Consider the following 15,486-nt stretch of genomic DNA (forward strand, 5'->3'; position numbering starts at 1 on the left):
AAGCGCCCTCCTAAAAAAAGGTTAAGCAACTTACTTCTTTTACAACCCACTTCCATGGTGTGACGGGCGGTGTGTACAAGGCCCGGGAACGTATTCACCGTAGCATTCTGATCTACGATTACTAGCGATTCCGACTTCATGGAGTCGAGTTGCAGACTCCAATCCGAACTAAGATATATTTTGTGAGATTCGCTTACTCTTGCGAGGATGCTTCCCTTTGTATATACCATTGTAGCACGTGTGTAGCCCTGGTCGTAAGGGCCATGATGACTTGACGTCGTCCTCACCTTCCTCCGGTTTATCACCGGCAGTCTCCTTTGAGTTCCCAGCCTAGCTGATGGCAACAAAGGATAAGGGTTGCGCTCGTTGCGGGACTTAACCCAACATTTCACAACACGAGCTGACGACAGCCATGCAGCACCTGTCTCATGGTTCCCGAAGGCACTAAAATATCTCTATTAAATTCCATGGATGTCAAGACCAGGTAAGGTTTTTCGCGTTGCATCGAATTAAACCACATGCTCCACCGCTTGTGCGGGCCCCCGTCAATTCATTTGAGTTTTAACCTTGCGGTCGTACTCCCCAGGCGGTCGACTTAACGCGTTAGCTACGAAAGCTATAAGTCAAGCTTACAACCTTCAAGTCGACATTGTTTACGGCATGGACTACCAGGGTATCTAATCCTGTTTGCTCCCCATGCTTTCGCACCTGAGCGTCAGTATTCGTCCAGGGGGTCGCCTTCGCCACTGGTATTCCTCCAGATATCTACGCATTTCACCGCTACACCTGGAATTCTACCCCCCTCTACGAAACTCAAGTTAATTAGTTTCAAATGCAGTTCCTAAGTTAAGCTTAGGGATTTCACATCTGACTTAACTAACAGCCTACGTGCTCTTTACGCCCAGTAATTCCGATTAACGCTTGCACCCTCCGTATTACCGCGGCTGCTGGCACGGAGTTAGCCGGTGCTTCTTTTACAAGTAACGTCAATGATAAAATATATTAGATTTTATCTTTTCTTTCTTGTTGAAAGTACTTTACAACCCTAAGGCCTTCTTCATACACGCGGCATAGCTGCATCAGGCTTTCGCCCATTGTGCAATATTCCCCACTGCTGCCTCCCGTAGGAGTCTGGACCGTGTCTCAGTTCCAGTGTGGCTGATCATCCTCTCAGACCAGCTAGGGATCGTTGCCTAGGTAGGCTTTTACTCTACCTACTAGCTAATCCCGTCTGGGTTCATCTAATGGCATAAGGTTTTATATAAATATAAAATCCCCTACTTTAGTCATAAAAAGACATTATGCGGTATTAGCTATCGTTTCCAATAGTTATCCCCCTCCAAAAGGCAGATCCCCAGATATTACTCACCCGTCCGCCGCTTGCCGACAATAAAAAAAATTGTAAAACTTTCTTTATTTCGCTGCCGCTCGACTTGCATGTGTTAGGCTTGCCGCCAGCGTTCAATCTGAGCCATGATCAAACTCTTCAATTTTTGACATAAAACTTTAATAAAAAAATTTATAAATTTAAAATTTATAAATCTATAAATTTATAGATACTCTTTTCAAGAGTGCCCTTAAAAGTTTTTTATAAATTTTTAAAGAACTATAAAACAATATTAACTATCTTACATATTTATAATAAATAGTCAAGTAGTTTATTTAAGTTTTATATATAATTAAAATATTTTATATTTTAAGATTTAAAATATCTTTAAAACCTTGATTTAAAAATAAAATCTTTATTTTATTTATATATTTATTTTTTTTTGTATAAAAAATAATATTATTTTTTTTTTTTAGAATTGTTTTATTAGAATTTATGTTTTTTTTAAATTTTAAAACAATATTTTTTTTTGAATCTAGAAAATATGTATTTTGTGGAAAAATAATTTTTAATTCATTTAAAATTAATGGGAAATGTGTACAACCTAAAATTATAGTATCTGGAAATATTGTAAGATTAAACCAAGAATTAAAAATTTTTTTTATATCATTTATAACAATTTTATATCCTAATAATTTTTTTTCTGCTAAAAAAACTAGTTTTGAAGATGATATTATTTTTATTTCATATTTTTTTTTTAGAAAATTAATTTTTTCTTTAATTTTATTATTTTTTATAGTTGTATGAGTAGCTAAAAGACCAATTACATTATTTTTTGTTTTTTTTATAGCTAAATCAATAGCAGGAGTAACTCCAATAATGGGAAAATTAAAATAATTTCTTATATTAGGTAAACTAGAGACACTAGCAGTATTACATGCAATAATTGCTAATGAAATATTATAATTATTCGAAATTTTTTCTAATATTTTAATTAAACGTTTTAAAATAAAATTACTTGATTTATTTCCATAAGGAAAATATTTATTATCTAATAAATAAATAAAATTTATATTAAAAAAAATATTTTTTATATAATTAAAAATTGTAATTCCACCTAAACCAGAATCAAAAATAAATATTGTGTTTTGTTTTAAAGATATTTTTTTCATAAAAAATCCTAATTTATTTACAATATTTGTATTTTAAATATAAATAATATTATTTTTTTAATAAATAATATATATTATTTATTATGAATTTATAAATTTTTTTTAAAATATTTAAATTAAATATAATTTTATTAAATTATGAAAAAATTAATTTATTTGGATTATGCTTCCACAACTCCTATTGATAAAAGAGTTTTAAATAAAATGAGTAAATATCTTACTATAAAAGGAATATTTGGTAATCCATCTTCTTCAAATTATTTAGGTATAAAAGCTAAAAATGAAATAGAAAATGCTAGAATAAATATAGCAAATATTATTGGAAGTTTAAAAGAAGAAATATTTTTTACATCTAGTGCAACTGAATCTATTAATTTAGCTATTAAAGGAATTATATATAATTATCTTACTTCTAATAAAAAATATGTTATTACAAGTATACTTGAACATAAATCTGTATTAGAAACTTGTAATTTTATAAAAAAATTAGGAATAAAAATTATATATATAAAAAATTTAAATAATGGTATTTTAAATTTACATTCATTAGAGAAAAAAATTACAGAAAAAACTATTTTAGTTTCTATAATGCATATTAATAATGAAATAGGAACAATTAATGATATAAAAACTATTGGAAAAATATGTAAAAAAAAAAATATATTTTTTCATGTAGACGCTACACAGAGTGTAGGAAAATATTCATTAAATTTAAAAAAAATGAATATTAATTTATTATCATTTTCTGCTCATAAATTTTATGGACCAAAAGGAATTGGTGTTTTATATATAAAAAAAAATAAATCTAAAATAAATTTAATTCCATTATTACATGGAGGTGGACAAGAAAAAGGATTAAGATCGGGTACTTTAGCTACTCATCAAATTATTGGTATGTCAAAAGCATTAAGTATTGCTAATGATGAAATAAAAAAAGAAAAAAAAAGGATAAAAGTATTAAAAAAAAAATTATGGAATGGTATAAAAAATATTTCTGGTATATATTTAAATGGTAATTTTAAAAATAGTTCTCCATATATTATTAATTTAGGTTTTAAAAATGTTTTTAATAAAATTCTTATGATAGAAATGAAAAATATTATTGTATCATCTTCTTCTGCATGTAATACAAATAAATATAATATATCTCATGTTTTACAAGCTTTAGGATTAACAAAAAATTTAATACAAAGTTCTATTCGTATTTCTTTTGGAAGATTTACTACTGAAGAAGAAATTAATTTTGTAATTAAATATTTAAATAATTCTATTAAAAGAATTAGAAAAAGTTAATTTTTTAAAATTTTTATTTAATAAAAAAATATAAATTATATAATATGAACAGAAGTTGTGTTAGTTGTTCCGCTAGGAACTAGCGCACCAGAAACCATTACAATAACATCTCCTTTTACAGCATATTTACTAGCTAAAGCAACTTTTTTACCTATAATATAAAAATCATCTGTAGATGATATTTTATCCACTAACTTAGGTATTATGCCTTTACTTAAAATTAATTGTTTTACAGTTTTTTTATTTGTAGTTAAAGCTAAAATTATTGCCTTAGGAAAATATTTTCTTATTGATTTTGCTGATTTTCCTAACTGAGTAGCAACAATTATTAAAGGAGTTTTTAATTTTTCGGCAATTTCTACTGCACTACGACATACTGCATCTGTAATACTCATATCTATATTATCATAAAAATTAATTCTATTAGTCATTGTAATATCTGTTCTTTCACAAATTGTAGACATAATAGATACTGATTCTAATGGATATTTTCCTTTAGCACTTTCCCCTGATAACATAACGGCATCTGTTCCATCTAAAATAGCATTAGCTACATCACCAGCTTCTGCTCTAGTTGGTCTTGGATTTTTTATCATAGAATCTAACATTTGTGTTGCAGTTATTACTATTTTACCGAAAAAATTACATTTTTTAATAATCATTTTTTGAGCAAAAATAACATTTTCCACAGGAATTTCTACTCCTAAATCACCTCTAGCAACCATGATTCCATCAGCTACTTCTAAAATCTCATCAAAATTATTTAATCCTTCTTGATTTTCAATTTTTGCTATAACTTGAATATTATTTCCGTTATATATTTTTAAAAAATTTTTTATTTCTAAAATATCTTGTTTTTTACGAACAAAAGATACAGCAATATAATCTATTTTATTTTTACATGCAAAAATTAAATCATATTTATCCTTTTCAGATAAAGAAGGTAATTTTATTGATACTCCAGGTAAATTAATACTTTTATTTTCTGATAATTTTCCATTATTTAATATTTTACATATAATTTTATTATTAATAATTTCTAATACTTCCATTGCTATCAAACCATCATCTATTAATATTTTATCACCTATATTTAAATCATTAATTAAATAAGGATAAGTAATAGCAACATGTTTATTATTTCCAATAATTGATTGATCAGTAGTTAAAATAAATTTTTCTCCAGAATATAAATATACATCTTTTCCTTTATATAATTTCATAGTACGTATTTCGGGACCTTTTGTATCTAATAAAATAGCTGCATTTTTACCTGTTCTTTTTATAATTTTTTTTAAAGTATTAATACGTTTTTGATGATCATTATGAGTTCCATGTGAAAAATTTAATCTAGCAACATCCATGCCTAAATTTAATAAATTTGATAAAATATTTTCTGATTCAGAACTAGGACCTATAGTACAAACTATTTTTGTTTTTTTCATAAAATTTATATTTCCTACATTATTTTATTTAATAAACAATAAAATTTATATTATATAATATTTATTTGTTTTAATAAGTATTAATTTTTTTAATTTATTTTTAATTGTTTTTAGAATAATATTAATTCCTTGTATTCTAGAAGAAGTTAAATATTTATTAAAAGATAATTTTTTTAAACATGATTGAATATCAAAAGAAATAATTTCATTGGAAGTTTTTTTATTATAAAAAATAAAAATTATCATTAATAAACCCTTAACTATGGCAGAATCACTATCACCTTTAAATTTTACATAATTATTAGAATTAATTTTTATCGAAATCCATACTCTACTTTGACATCCTGGTATAAAATTTTCTAAAGAATATTCTTTTTTTGATAAATTAGGAATTTGATTACCTAACTCAATTATATATAAATATTTTTCTTCCCAATTATTACAACTTATAAAATTATTTTTAATTTTATTTATACTAGGTATAGTATGTGACATAATTATTTACTTAATAAGTTATTTATATAATTTAATTTTTCTATAAAAAAATTAATATCATTTAAATTATTATATATAGAAAAAGAAATTCTACACATTGATTGAACTTTAAAATATTTCATAATAGGTATAGAACAATGATGACCAGTACGAATAGCAATACCATATTGATCCAAAAAACTACCTATATCATAAGAATGATATTTTCCTAAATTAAATGCAATTATACCTATTCGATTATTATTAGAATATTTTTGCCCAAAAATCTTAATATTTGATATAAGATTAAGTTTTTTTAAAGTATATTTTGTTAAAAATTTATTATGATTAATTATATCGTTTATATTAAATGACATAAACCATGACAATGCAACTCCTAATCCTATAATTCCCGATATATTAGGAGAGCCAGCTTCAAATTTCCAAGGAATTTTTTCCCAAATAAATTTATTTTTATATATATCTATAATCATACCTCCGCCACCTTGCCATGGAGGCATAAGTTCTAATATTTTTTTTTTCCCATATAATATACCTATCCCAGTAGGTCCAAAAATTTTATGACCAGAAAAAACAAAAAAATCACAGTTTAAATCTTGAACATCAATTTTTCTATTTGCAATTGCTTGAGCACCATCAATTAAAGTTATAATATTTTTTTTTTTTGCTAATTTAATTATATTTTTAACTGGATTTATAGTTCCCAATATATTTGAAATATATGTAATTGATATTAAACGAGTATTTTTATCAATTAAATTATTAATTTTATTTAATTTTAAATTTCCATTTTTATTTAATGGAATTATACGTATACTAAAACCTATTTTTTTAGACAATATTTTCCAAGGAATAATATTTGAATGATGTTCCATTTCAGAAATAATAATATTATTATGTGATAATATATTATTTAAACCCCAAGTATTTGCAACTAAATTAATACTTTCTGTTGTACTTTTAGTAAAAATAATTTCTTCATTATATTTTGCATTAATAAATCTTGCTACTTTATGACGTATTTTTTCCATTTTATTTGTTGTATTTATACTTAAACTATATATACTCCTATTTACTGAAGAATATTCATTTTTATAAAAATAATTTAATGCTGAAATTACTTTTTTAGGTTTATGTACAGTAGCTGCATTATCTAAATAAATAATTTTTTTACCATTAATTTTATTAAATAAAATAGGAAATTGTTTCCTAATATTTTTTATATTAAAAGTCATTAAAAAAATTCTCTACTGATAAATAACGTGATATTTTTTTTAAAAAAACTTTTTTTAAATTATTATAATTAATTTCTTTTAAAGAATCTAGTATAAATGACATAAGTAATATTTGATGTGCTTTTTTAAAACTTATTCCTCTCATTCTTAAAAAGAATATTTGATTATAATCTAATTTACCTGTACACACACCATGTGTACATTTAACATTATTATTTAGGATATCTAATCCTGGCTGTATATTTATTTTTGAAAATTTACTTAATAGTAAACTATTATAATTTATTTGTCCATTTGTTTTTATAGCGTATTTATTTATTTTTAATAAACCAATTAAATTAATAATTGCATTATTTAATGTTATTGCTTTATGTGTTTGAGTACTATAACAATTTTTTGCATTATGTTCTACATAATTATTTAATTTTATAAAATTATTATTTTTAGCAAACGATATACTTTTATATATTAACTTTGATTTTTTATCTACAAATTGAAAATTATTATTTTGTTCTATATATTTATTAGACATTAATAAATCATATTTTTTAAAATAAACATTTTTATATAGATAAAATTCATTATTAATAATACAATAATTTTTACTATGATTTTTACTTGTAGTAAATTTATAATATTCTAATTGAGAATTATTACCTAAAACTAAAGTATTATAAATATTATTAAAATATATTTGTTTTGTATTAATATGGTGTTCTATTAAAACTATAGGATAGATATTATTTATATAAATAAAATTTCTATAATTTGATATAAAAATTTCATTATTTTTATTATTTTTATTGTTTTCATTAAAATAAACTAAATAAAGTGGTTTAATATATTTTTTATTATTAATATTAATAAATATAAATTCTTTTGTTAGGGATTCAGATAAATATGTATAAATATTATTTTTAAAAAAAGTATTTTTAAAATTAGTAGTATTATGTTTTTTTATACTTATTTCATAATATGAGTTATTTATATTACTAAAATTTTTATCTATTTTCCCATTAATAAAACATAACATAACGGCATCTATTTTTAATAAAAATTTTTTAAATTTATTTATATCTATAGAAAATTTTTGATTATTTTTTAATATATTATTATTAATATATTTTAAAAAAAAATTATTATTGTCATCATATTGTTTATTTTTGAATAAATTTTTAAATTTTAACCAATTAGATTCTATTTGTTTAGAAAAATGATATTTTTTATGTAATTTATAAATATTTTTGAGTTGTATATAAATATTATTTTTCATTGAAATACCCATAACCATTTTTTTCTAAATGAGAAATAATATTTAAATTTCCTGATTTTACAATTTTTTTATTATATAAAATATGAATATAATCAGGATTTATATAATCAAGAATACGTCGATAATGAGTAATAATTAAAAAAGATCTATTTTTATTTTTCATAATATTAATTATTTTACATACTAATTTTAAAGCATCTATATCTAATCCAGAATCGATCTCATCTAAAATACATAAATTAGGTTCTAATACAAACATTTGAAATATATCATTAATTTTTTTTTCACCTCCGGAAAAACCAACATTAACAGGACGTTGTAAGAAATCTTTTGATTTTCCTAAAATTTTAACTTTTTCATTAATAATTTGATTATAAGTAAATCTATCTAATTCTTTTTTTTCTTTATGTTTTTTTATTGCTTTTAAAGAATTATATAAAAATAAATTATTACTTACTCCTGGTATTTCAATTAAATACTGAAAAGATACAAAAACTCCTTTTCTAGCTCTAATTTCAGGTTCCATAAATAATAAATTTTCATTTTTATAATATATTTCTCCTTTAGAAACTAAATATTCTTTTTTTCCAGATAATACATAGGATAATGTACTTTTGCCTGATCCGTTAGGACCCATAATTGCATGAATTTCTCCTGGATTTATATTTAAATTAAATTTATTTAAAATAATTTTATTATTTATATAAACATGTAAATTTTTAATTTTTAACATAATTTTTTATTGATAATAATTATTAATATATTATATTATCCTATACTATCTTCTAAATGAATAGATAATAATTTTTGTGCTTCAACTGCAAATTCTAATGGAAATTTAACTAAAACTTCTTTACAAAAACCATTGACAATAAGAGAAATAGCATTTTCAATATTTAATCCTCTTTGTAAACAAAAAAATATTTGTTCTTCTTCAATTTTAGAAGTAGTAGCTTCATGTTCTACTTGTGCAGTATTATTTAATATTTTTAAAGTAGGGTATGTATGTGTACTACATTTAGAACCGATTAAAAGTGAATCACATTGAGTAAAATTACGAGAATTTTCTGCGGATTTATTAATATAAACTAATCCACGGTAAGTATTTTTACTATATTCAGTAGAAATACTTTTAGAAATAATTTTTGATCTTGTATTTTTACCTATATGTATCATTTTAGTACCAGTATCAGCTTGTTGTTTTCCATTAGTTAATGAAACAGAAAAAAATTCTCCTTTAGAATTATCTCCTTCTAGAATAACACTTGGATATTTCCATGTAATTGCTGCTCCTGTTTCTGATTGTGTCCAAGACATTTTACTATTCTCTCCTTTACATATTGCTCTTTTGGTAACAAAATTTAAAATTCCTCCTTCATTTTTTGTATTTCCTGCAAACCAATTTTGTACTGTTGAATAATTAACTTGAGCATTTTTATGTAAAATTACTTCAACAACAGCTGCATGTAATTGAGTATTATTTCTAATTGGGGCAGAACAACCTTCTATATAATTAACATAACTATTTTCATCAGCAATTAAAATAGTACGTTCGAATTGTCCTATATTTTTTTCATTAATTCTAAAATAGGTAGATAAATCTATAGGACAATATGTATTTTTAGGAATATAAATAAAAGTACCATCAGAAGCGACAGCAGCATTTAATGCCGCAAAAAAATTATCATTAGCAGGAACTACAGAACCTAAATATTTTTGAACTAATTCAGGATAATTTTTTATAGCATTATTTAATGAACAAAAAATAATTCCTTTATTTAATAATTTTTTTTGGTTTGTTGTAATAACTGATACAGAATCAAAAATAGCATCTACAGCTATATTAGAATTATTTTCTATAGGAATATTTAATTTGTTAAAAGTTTTTTTTACTGCAGATGTTAAATATTTATTTTTAATATCATTATTTAATTTTATATCATATAAAGGAGCAGAATAATATACATAATTTTGATAATTTAATTCTTTATAAAAACCATTTAACCAATGAGGTTCTTTTTTATTTATCCATGAATAATATCCTTGTAATCTAAAATTTAACATCCATTTTGGTTCATTACGAATTTTAGATATTTTATGTATTATATCTAAATTAATACCAGGAATAAATTTTTCATTTTTTAATTTAGTAAAAAATCCTTCTTTATATATTTTTTTTTGTTTTCTAAAATATTTTACATTATTATTCATATTATTTATTCTTTTAATTAATATTAAAACTTTTTTTACATCCACAAAATTGTTTAATTTTCTTATTATAAAATTCAAATGATTGACTGAAATTATTTTTTGTAAAATCAATAACAGTACCATCTATAAAAATAATATTTTTATTATTTATAAAAATATATATATTTTTTTTTTTAAATAAAATATCATTATTAGGTATTTCTTTTACTAAAAGAAATTTATATTTAAAACCAAAACAACCAGATTTTTTTAAAAATAATGTTATTCCTTTACTATTATATTTTTTTATTATTTTATTTATTTGTAAAAAAGCATTTTTTGTTAAATATAAACCTTTATAAATATTTTTAATACACTTAAAATGTATTAAGTTCTGTTTTGTTATCATATAACAACCTAAAATATAGTTTTTATATATTTATTTTAAAATATAAATAAATTTTAATATATACAAGTTAACTTTTAAAAATAAGTTTTAAATATTTTAAATAAAAATATTTTAAGCTCAATTAAATATATATTTAAAATATGAATTATTTTACCATATTTTGTGAGGAAAAATCTTGTAAACGAAACCCTAATAAAAATAATATAAATATATATAAGCAAAAAATAAGAAAACAAATACTTGATAGAAAAAATATACGTATTTTAAAAGGAGATAAAATTAACCATTTTTCAGAAATTATATTAGATATAAATAATAAAATTATACTTAAAATAATTGTTACTGTGATAATACGAAAAAAAAATTTTAACCAACCAGATTCTGGTTTATAAATATTTTTTTTAATTAATTTATTAAATAACAAAATAACATTTAAAAATGCAGCAAAACATATTGCTATAGAAAATCCGATATGATGTAAAAAAAAAATAAAAAAAGGACTTAATAATTGAGTAATAATTAAAACAATTATGTTAATTTTAACAGGTGTTTTAACATCTTGTCTAGCATAAAATCCTATAGCTAAGACTTTAGCAATTATTAAAAATATAAGTCCTATTGAATATATAATAATATTTATTTGAGTCATTAATACATCAAAATATGTAAAAGCTCCATATTGAAATAAAGAAATTAATAATGGTTTTGATAAAAAACCTAAAATTAAAGAACTAGGAATTATTAATAAAAAACATAAACGTAATCCAATATCAATTAATTGATTATATTCGCGTTCTTTATTTTGAGTATAAGCATCAGTTAAAGCAGGTAATAATACTATTGTTAATGCTATTCCAAACATACTTACAGGTAGTTCCATTAAACGATCAGCATAATAAATCCAAGTAATAGATCCTGTAATTAAAAAAGATGAAAAAGCAGAGTTAATTAATAAAGATATTTGTGTAGTTGTAACTCCAATAATAGCTGTCCCCATTTTTTGAAAAACTCTTAATACTCCTTTATCAAAATTTTTAAAATGAGGAAAAATCAACATATTTATTTTTTTTAAATAAATTAATTGATAAAAAATTTGTAATAATCCTCCAATTAATACTGCCCATGCTAAAATTAAAATTGAAGGATCTAACATATTAGGAAAAATAATAATTAATAGAATCATACTTAAATTTAATAAAATAGGAGTTATAGCTGGTACAAAAAAATTTTTCCAAATATTTAAAATTGAACTTGCTAATGAAGCTAATGATATTAATAATATATAAGGAAAAGTCATTTTTAATATTTTTGATGTCAATTTTAATTTAAAATCTGTATTAACAAATCCAGGAGCAATTATAGAAATAATTAAAGAAGAAAATAATATTCCTAATATTACTATTATAGAAAGTATAATAATTAATATTCCTAATGTAGAAGCAATAAAATTTTTTGTATCTTTTTTACTTCGTTTATTTTTATATTCTGCTAATATTGGAGTAAAAGCTTGAGAAAATGCTCCTTCTGCAAATATACGGCGTAATAAATTAGGTAATTTAAAAGCTATGAAAAAAGAATCACTATAAACTCCTGCTCCAAAAACTTTTGCAATAAGACTATCTCTAATAAAACCCAATAATCTGGAAAATAATGTAATTATACTCACTGTCGTTAATGACTTTAATAAATTCATATAATTCCTAAAAATAATAGTTTATTATATAAATAAATTATTTTAATAAAAAATTCAATATAATAAAGTATTTTCTTTTATAAAAAAATATTATAAAAATATTATTTTTTTTAATAAAATATTTATTTTTTATAAATTTTAATTTTTATAGGTAATATATTATGAATATAAAAGAAGTATCTAGGGCAAAACTTCCAACAAAATGGGGTAAATTTATTATAGTTGGTTTTGAAGAAATAAATACAGGTAAACATCATATTGCATTAATACATGGATTAAAAAAAATACATAAAAATTCAATTATTTTAACTCGAATACATTCAGAATGTTTAACAGGAGATGCTTTTTTTAGTTTACGTTGTGATTGTGGTTTACAATTACAATTAGCCTTGGAAAAAATTTCTAAGGCTAATTGTGGCATCTTAATTTATCATAGACAAGAAGGAAGAAATATTGGACTTTTAAACAAAATTAAAGCATATAATTTACAAGATCGAGGTTTAGATACTGTAGAAGCAAATTATAAATTAGGCTTTCATGCAGATGAAAGAAATTTTATTTCTTGTATAAATATATTAAAAATATTAGGTATTTTAAATATTAAATTATTAACAAATAATCCTTATAAAATTAATATTTTAAAAAAAAAAGGGATAAATGTTATAGATAGAATTCCTTTAATTACAAATTATAATTTTTATAATTATAATTATTTAAATACTAAACATATAAAACTAGGACATATATTTAGTTAAAATTTTTCATAAGTTTTTTATATATTTTAATAAATTTTTTAAAATTAAAATTTTTTTTTTACAAAATTGATTTTTTAAAAGTTTTTTTATTTTTAAAATATAATTATTAAGAAAATTTTTATTAAAAATATTTTTTTGATATATATTCCATTTTTTTTTTTCTTCTTTATTTAAAGTACATGGAAAATTTCTTGCTCTATATTTAAAAAATAAAATATTAGCTCTTTTATCTTTAAAAGATAATTTATTAAAATTTATTTTAATAGATTTTTTATTATGTATTTGTTTAAATTTTAATATATCTTCATATGGAAAAAAATTTTTATATAATTGCTCATCTACATTATCAATATTAGTTTCATCATATACTTTTTGCAAGTTAATTAAATTAAATTTAATAAAATTTTTTATTTTTAAAAAATTTTTTTTAAGTTCTATAAAATTATTTATGTAAAATATAATATTAAAATTTAATCGTTGAACATCTGTTTTTTTTAAAATATTAATTGGTATTAATAATGGAGATTTACTAAAATTAATATATTGTATGTATGAAAAAATATTTTTTTTATTTAGTTTATTTTTATTTTGTAAAATTTCTAAAAAATTATGAATACTTTTTATTAAATTAAAAGTAATTAATATATTTTTATTTTTTGGATGCCAAAATAAAGGTGTAATACAGTTTATATTATTATCTTTATTTTTATAAATATTACTAATATGAATCAAAATTTGAATTTTTGATAAATTTATAATCTTTATTAGTTCTTTTTTATTTCTATATTTTAGAAAATATTTATATAACAATGGTTGTTTTTTTTTTATTAATTTAGCGATAGATATTGTTGTATATACATCAGATAATGCATCATGTGGTTTATAGTGTGTTATTATATTATTAGATATAGCCATTTTTTCAAGATTAAATACTGGTATATTATTAATTTTTGGCCATAAAATACCATTTGGTCTTAATACATAACAAGCTCTAACTAAATTTAAAATATCCCAGCGACTATTATTATTCTTCCAAAACCAACTATATGAATCATAAAAATTACGATAAAATAAAAATTTACTAAATTCATCATCAAAATTAATATTATTATACCCTAAAATACAAGTATTAGGATATAAAAATATTTGATTAATATAATTTGCAAATTCATTTTCTTTAAGCCCTTTTAAATTAACTATGCAAGGACTAATATTATGAATAGTAATAGCTTGAGGATCAGGTAAATAATCATTAGGTACTTTACAATAAAGTACTATAGGTGATTCTATCATTTTAAAATCTATATCAGTACGTATACACGCAAACTGTGCAATTCTATCCTTTTTAGGATTTAATCCAAAAGTTTCATAATCATAAAATAAAAAATTAAATTTTAATTTTTTTTTTTCTAACATAGTATATAATATTATTATATTATTAATATTTTGACAATATTTATTATTAAATTATGGTGAGATGGCCGAGTGGCTTAAGGCGCATGCCTGGAAAGTATGTATATGGTAACATATCAGGGGTTCGAATCCCCTTCTCACCTAATTATTTTCTTTTTTTTTAATAAATATAAAATATTAAATACTTATTTTATAAATGTGATATAAAATATGTTTAATATAAATATTACTAAAATAATAAATCAATATGGTTATTTTATTATATTTTTAGGATCATTAATTGAATGGGAAACATTTATTATTATTGCTGGAATGTTAGCTCATAAAAAAATTTTATTTTTACACAAAATTATTTTTATTACTATTATAGGATCTGTAATAAGCAATCAAGTACTTTTTTTTATAGGTAAAAAATATAATAAAAAATTTTTATCTTTCTTCAAAAATTATAATTTAAAAATTCAAAAATATCATAAATTAATTATAAATTATCCTTACATATTTATTATTATTACAAGATTTATTTATGGTTTTAGATTAATTAGTCCAATTACAATGGGGATTTCTAATATTTCTAATATAAAATTTTTTTTATTAAATATTATTGGTGCTATTATTTGGGCTATTTTTTTTACTATTACAGGATATTTTTTTGGTGAAATTATATCTACTTGGATAAAAAATTTTATTAAAATTATGAAATATTTTTTATATATTTTTTTATTATTTGTAATAATTAAAATATTATTAAAGATAATAAAAAAATATTTTTTTTATAAATAAAAT

13 protein-coding genes, 1 tRNA gene and 1 rRNA gene are annotated in these 15,486 nt (G+C 21.2%); 4 read left to right on the plus strand and 11 right to left on the minus strand.

Going from position 1 to position 15,486, the window contains the following annotated elements; all coding sequences use genetic code 11:
* Positions 1-13 precede the first annotated feature (13 nt).
* Positions 14-1,493 (minus strand): 16S ribosomal RNA (locus tag GJU02_RS01750).
* A 196-nt stretch (positions 1,494-1,689) separates the two neighbouring features.
* The gene (gene murI, locus GJU02_RS01755) at positions 1,690-2,499 is read right to left on the minus strand and encodes a glutamate racemase (RefSeq protein WP_168919362.1); all 810 of its coding nucleotides are present in this window, start codon (positions 2,497-2,499) and stop codon (positions 1,690-1,692) included.
* 138 nt (positions 2,500-2,637) lie between these two features.
* Between murI and GJU02_RS01760 the strand changes: the two genes are divergently transcribed.
* Positions 2,638-3,792: a cysteine desulfurase family protein gene (locus GJU02_RS01760; protein WP_168919363.1), complete on the plus strand. Its 1,155-nt coding sequence runs from the start codon at positions 2,638-2,640 to the stop codon at positions 3,790-3,792.
* A 35-nt stretch (positions 3,793-3,827) separates the two neighbouring features.
* Here the strand turns inward: GJU02_RS01760 and pykF are convergent, their stop codons facing one another.
* The 8 genes from pykF to murJ all read right to left on the minus strand — a co-directional run bounded on the left by pykF (position 3,828) and on the right by murJ (position 12,532).
* A complete protein-coding gene (gene pykF / locus GJU02_RS01765; protein WP_168919364.1) occupies positions 3,828-5,237 on the minus strand; it encodes a pyruvate kinase PykF in 1,410 nt (469 codons plus the stop codon).
* 45 nt (positions 5,238-5,282) lie between these two features.
* Positions 5,283-5,732: a cysteine desulfuration protein SufE gene (sufE, locus tag GJU02_RS01770; protein ID WP_168919365.1), complete on the minus strand. Its 450-nt coding sequence runs from the start codon at positions 5,730-5,732 to the stop codon at positions 5,283-5,285.
* 2 nt (positions 5,733-5,734) lie between these two features.
* On the minus strand, positions 5,735-6,967 hold the full coding sequence (locus GJU02_RS01775; RefSeq protein ID WP_168919366.1) for a SufS family cysteine desulfurase: 1,233 nt from the start codon (positions 6,965-6,967) through the stop codon (positions 5,735-5,737).
* Positions 6,957-8,240: a SufD family Fe-S cluster assembly protein gene (locus GJU02_RS01780; RefSeq protein WP_168919367.1), complete on the minus strand. Its 1,284-nt coding sequence runs from the start codon at positions 8,238-8,240 to the stop codon at positions 6,957-6,959. The genes GJU02_RS01775 and GJU02_RS01780 overlap by 11 nt, the downstream gene beginning before the upstream one ends.
* Positions 8,230-8,973, minus strand: a complete 744-nt coding sequence (gene sufC, locus GJU02_RS01785; protein WP_168919368.1) for a Fe-S cluster assembly ATPase SufC — start codon at positions 8,971-8,973, stop codon at positions 8,230-8,232. The genes GJU02_RS01780 and sufC overlap by 11 nt, the downstream gene beginning before the upstream one ends.
* 35 nt (positions 8,974-9,008) lie before the next feature.
* The gene (gene sufB / locus GJU02_RS01790) at positions 9,009-10,469 is read right to left on the minus strand and encodes a Fe-S cluster assembly protein SufB (RefSeq protein WP_425482344.1); all 1,461 of its coding nucleotides are present in this window, start codon (positions 10,467-10,469) and stop codon (positions 9,009-9,011) included.
* The gene (locus GJU02_RS01795; RefSeq protein ID WP_168919370.1) at positions 10,465-10,839 is read right to left on the minus strand and encodes a HesB/IscA family protein; all 375 of its coding nucleotides are present in this window, start codon (positions 10,837-10,839) and stop codon (positions 10,465-10,467) included. The genes sufB and GJU02_RS01795 overlap by 5 nt, the downstream gene beginning before the upstream one ends.
* A gap of 145 nt (positions 10,840-10,984) precedes the next feature.
* On the minus strand, positions 10,985-12,532 hold the full coding sequence (gene murJ, locus GJU02_RS01800; RefSeq protein WP_168919371.1) for a murein biosynthesis integral membrane protein MurJ: 1,548 nt from the start codon (positions 12,530-12,532) through the stop codon (positions 10,985-10,987).
* Positions 12,533-12,693: 161 nt separating this feature from the next.
* On the opposite strand from murJ, the gene ribA reads away from it, so the two are divergent.
* Positions 12,694-13,287, plus strand: coding sequence for a GTP cyclohydrolase II (gene ribA, locus GJU02_RS01805; RefSeq protein ID WP_168919372.1), 594 nt, complete (start codon positions 12,694-12,696; stop codon positions 13,285-13,287).
* A gap of 6 nt (positions 13,288-13,293) precedes the next feature.
* Here the strand turns inward: ribA and sbcB are convergent, their stop codons facing one another.
* Positions 13,294-14,703, minus strand: coding sequence for an exodeoxyribonuclease I (gene sbcB / locus GJU02_RS01810; protein WP_168919373.1), 1,410 nt, complete (start codon positions 14,701-14,703; stop codon positions 13,294-13,296).
* Positions 14,704-14,758: 55 nt separating this feature from the next.
* Between sbcB and GJU02_RS01815 the strand changes: the two genes are divergently transcribed.
* Together GJU02_RS01815 and GJU02_RS01820 are read left to right on the plus strand one after the other, a co-directional pair.
* A tRNA-Ser gene (locus GJU02_RS01815) sits at positions 14,759-14,843 on the plus strand.
* 67 nt (positions 14,844-14,910) lie between these two features.
* The gene (locus GJU02_RS01820; protein WP_168919374.1) at positions 14,911-15,483 is read left to right on the plus strand and encodes a DedA family protein; all 573 of its coding nucleotides are present in this window, start codon (positions 14,911-14,913) and stop codon (positions 15,481-15,483) included.
* Positions 15,484-15,486: the final 3 nt, after the last annotated feature.

The organism is Enterobacteriaceae endosymbiont of Donacia thalassina, assembly GCF_012568245.1.
Lineage (GTDB): Bacteria > Pseudomonadota > Gammaproteobacteria > Enterobacterales > Enterobacteriaceae.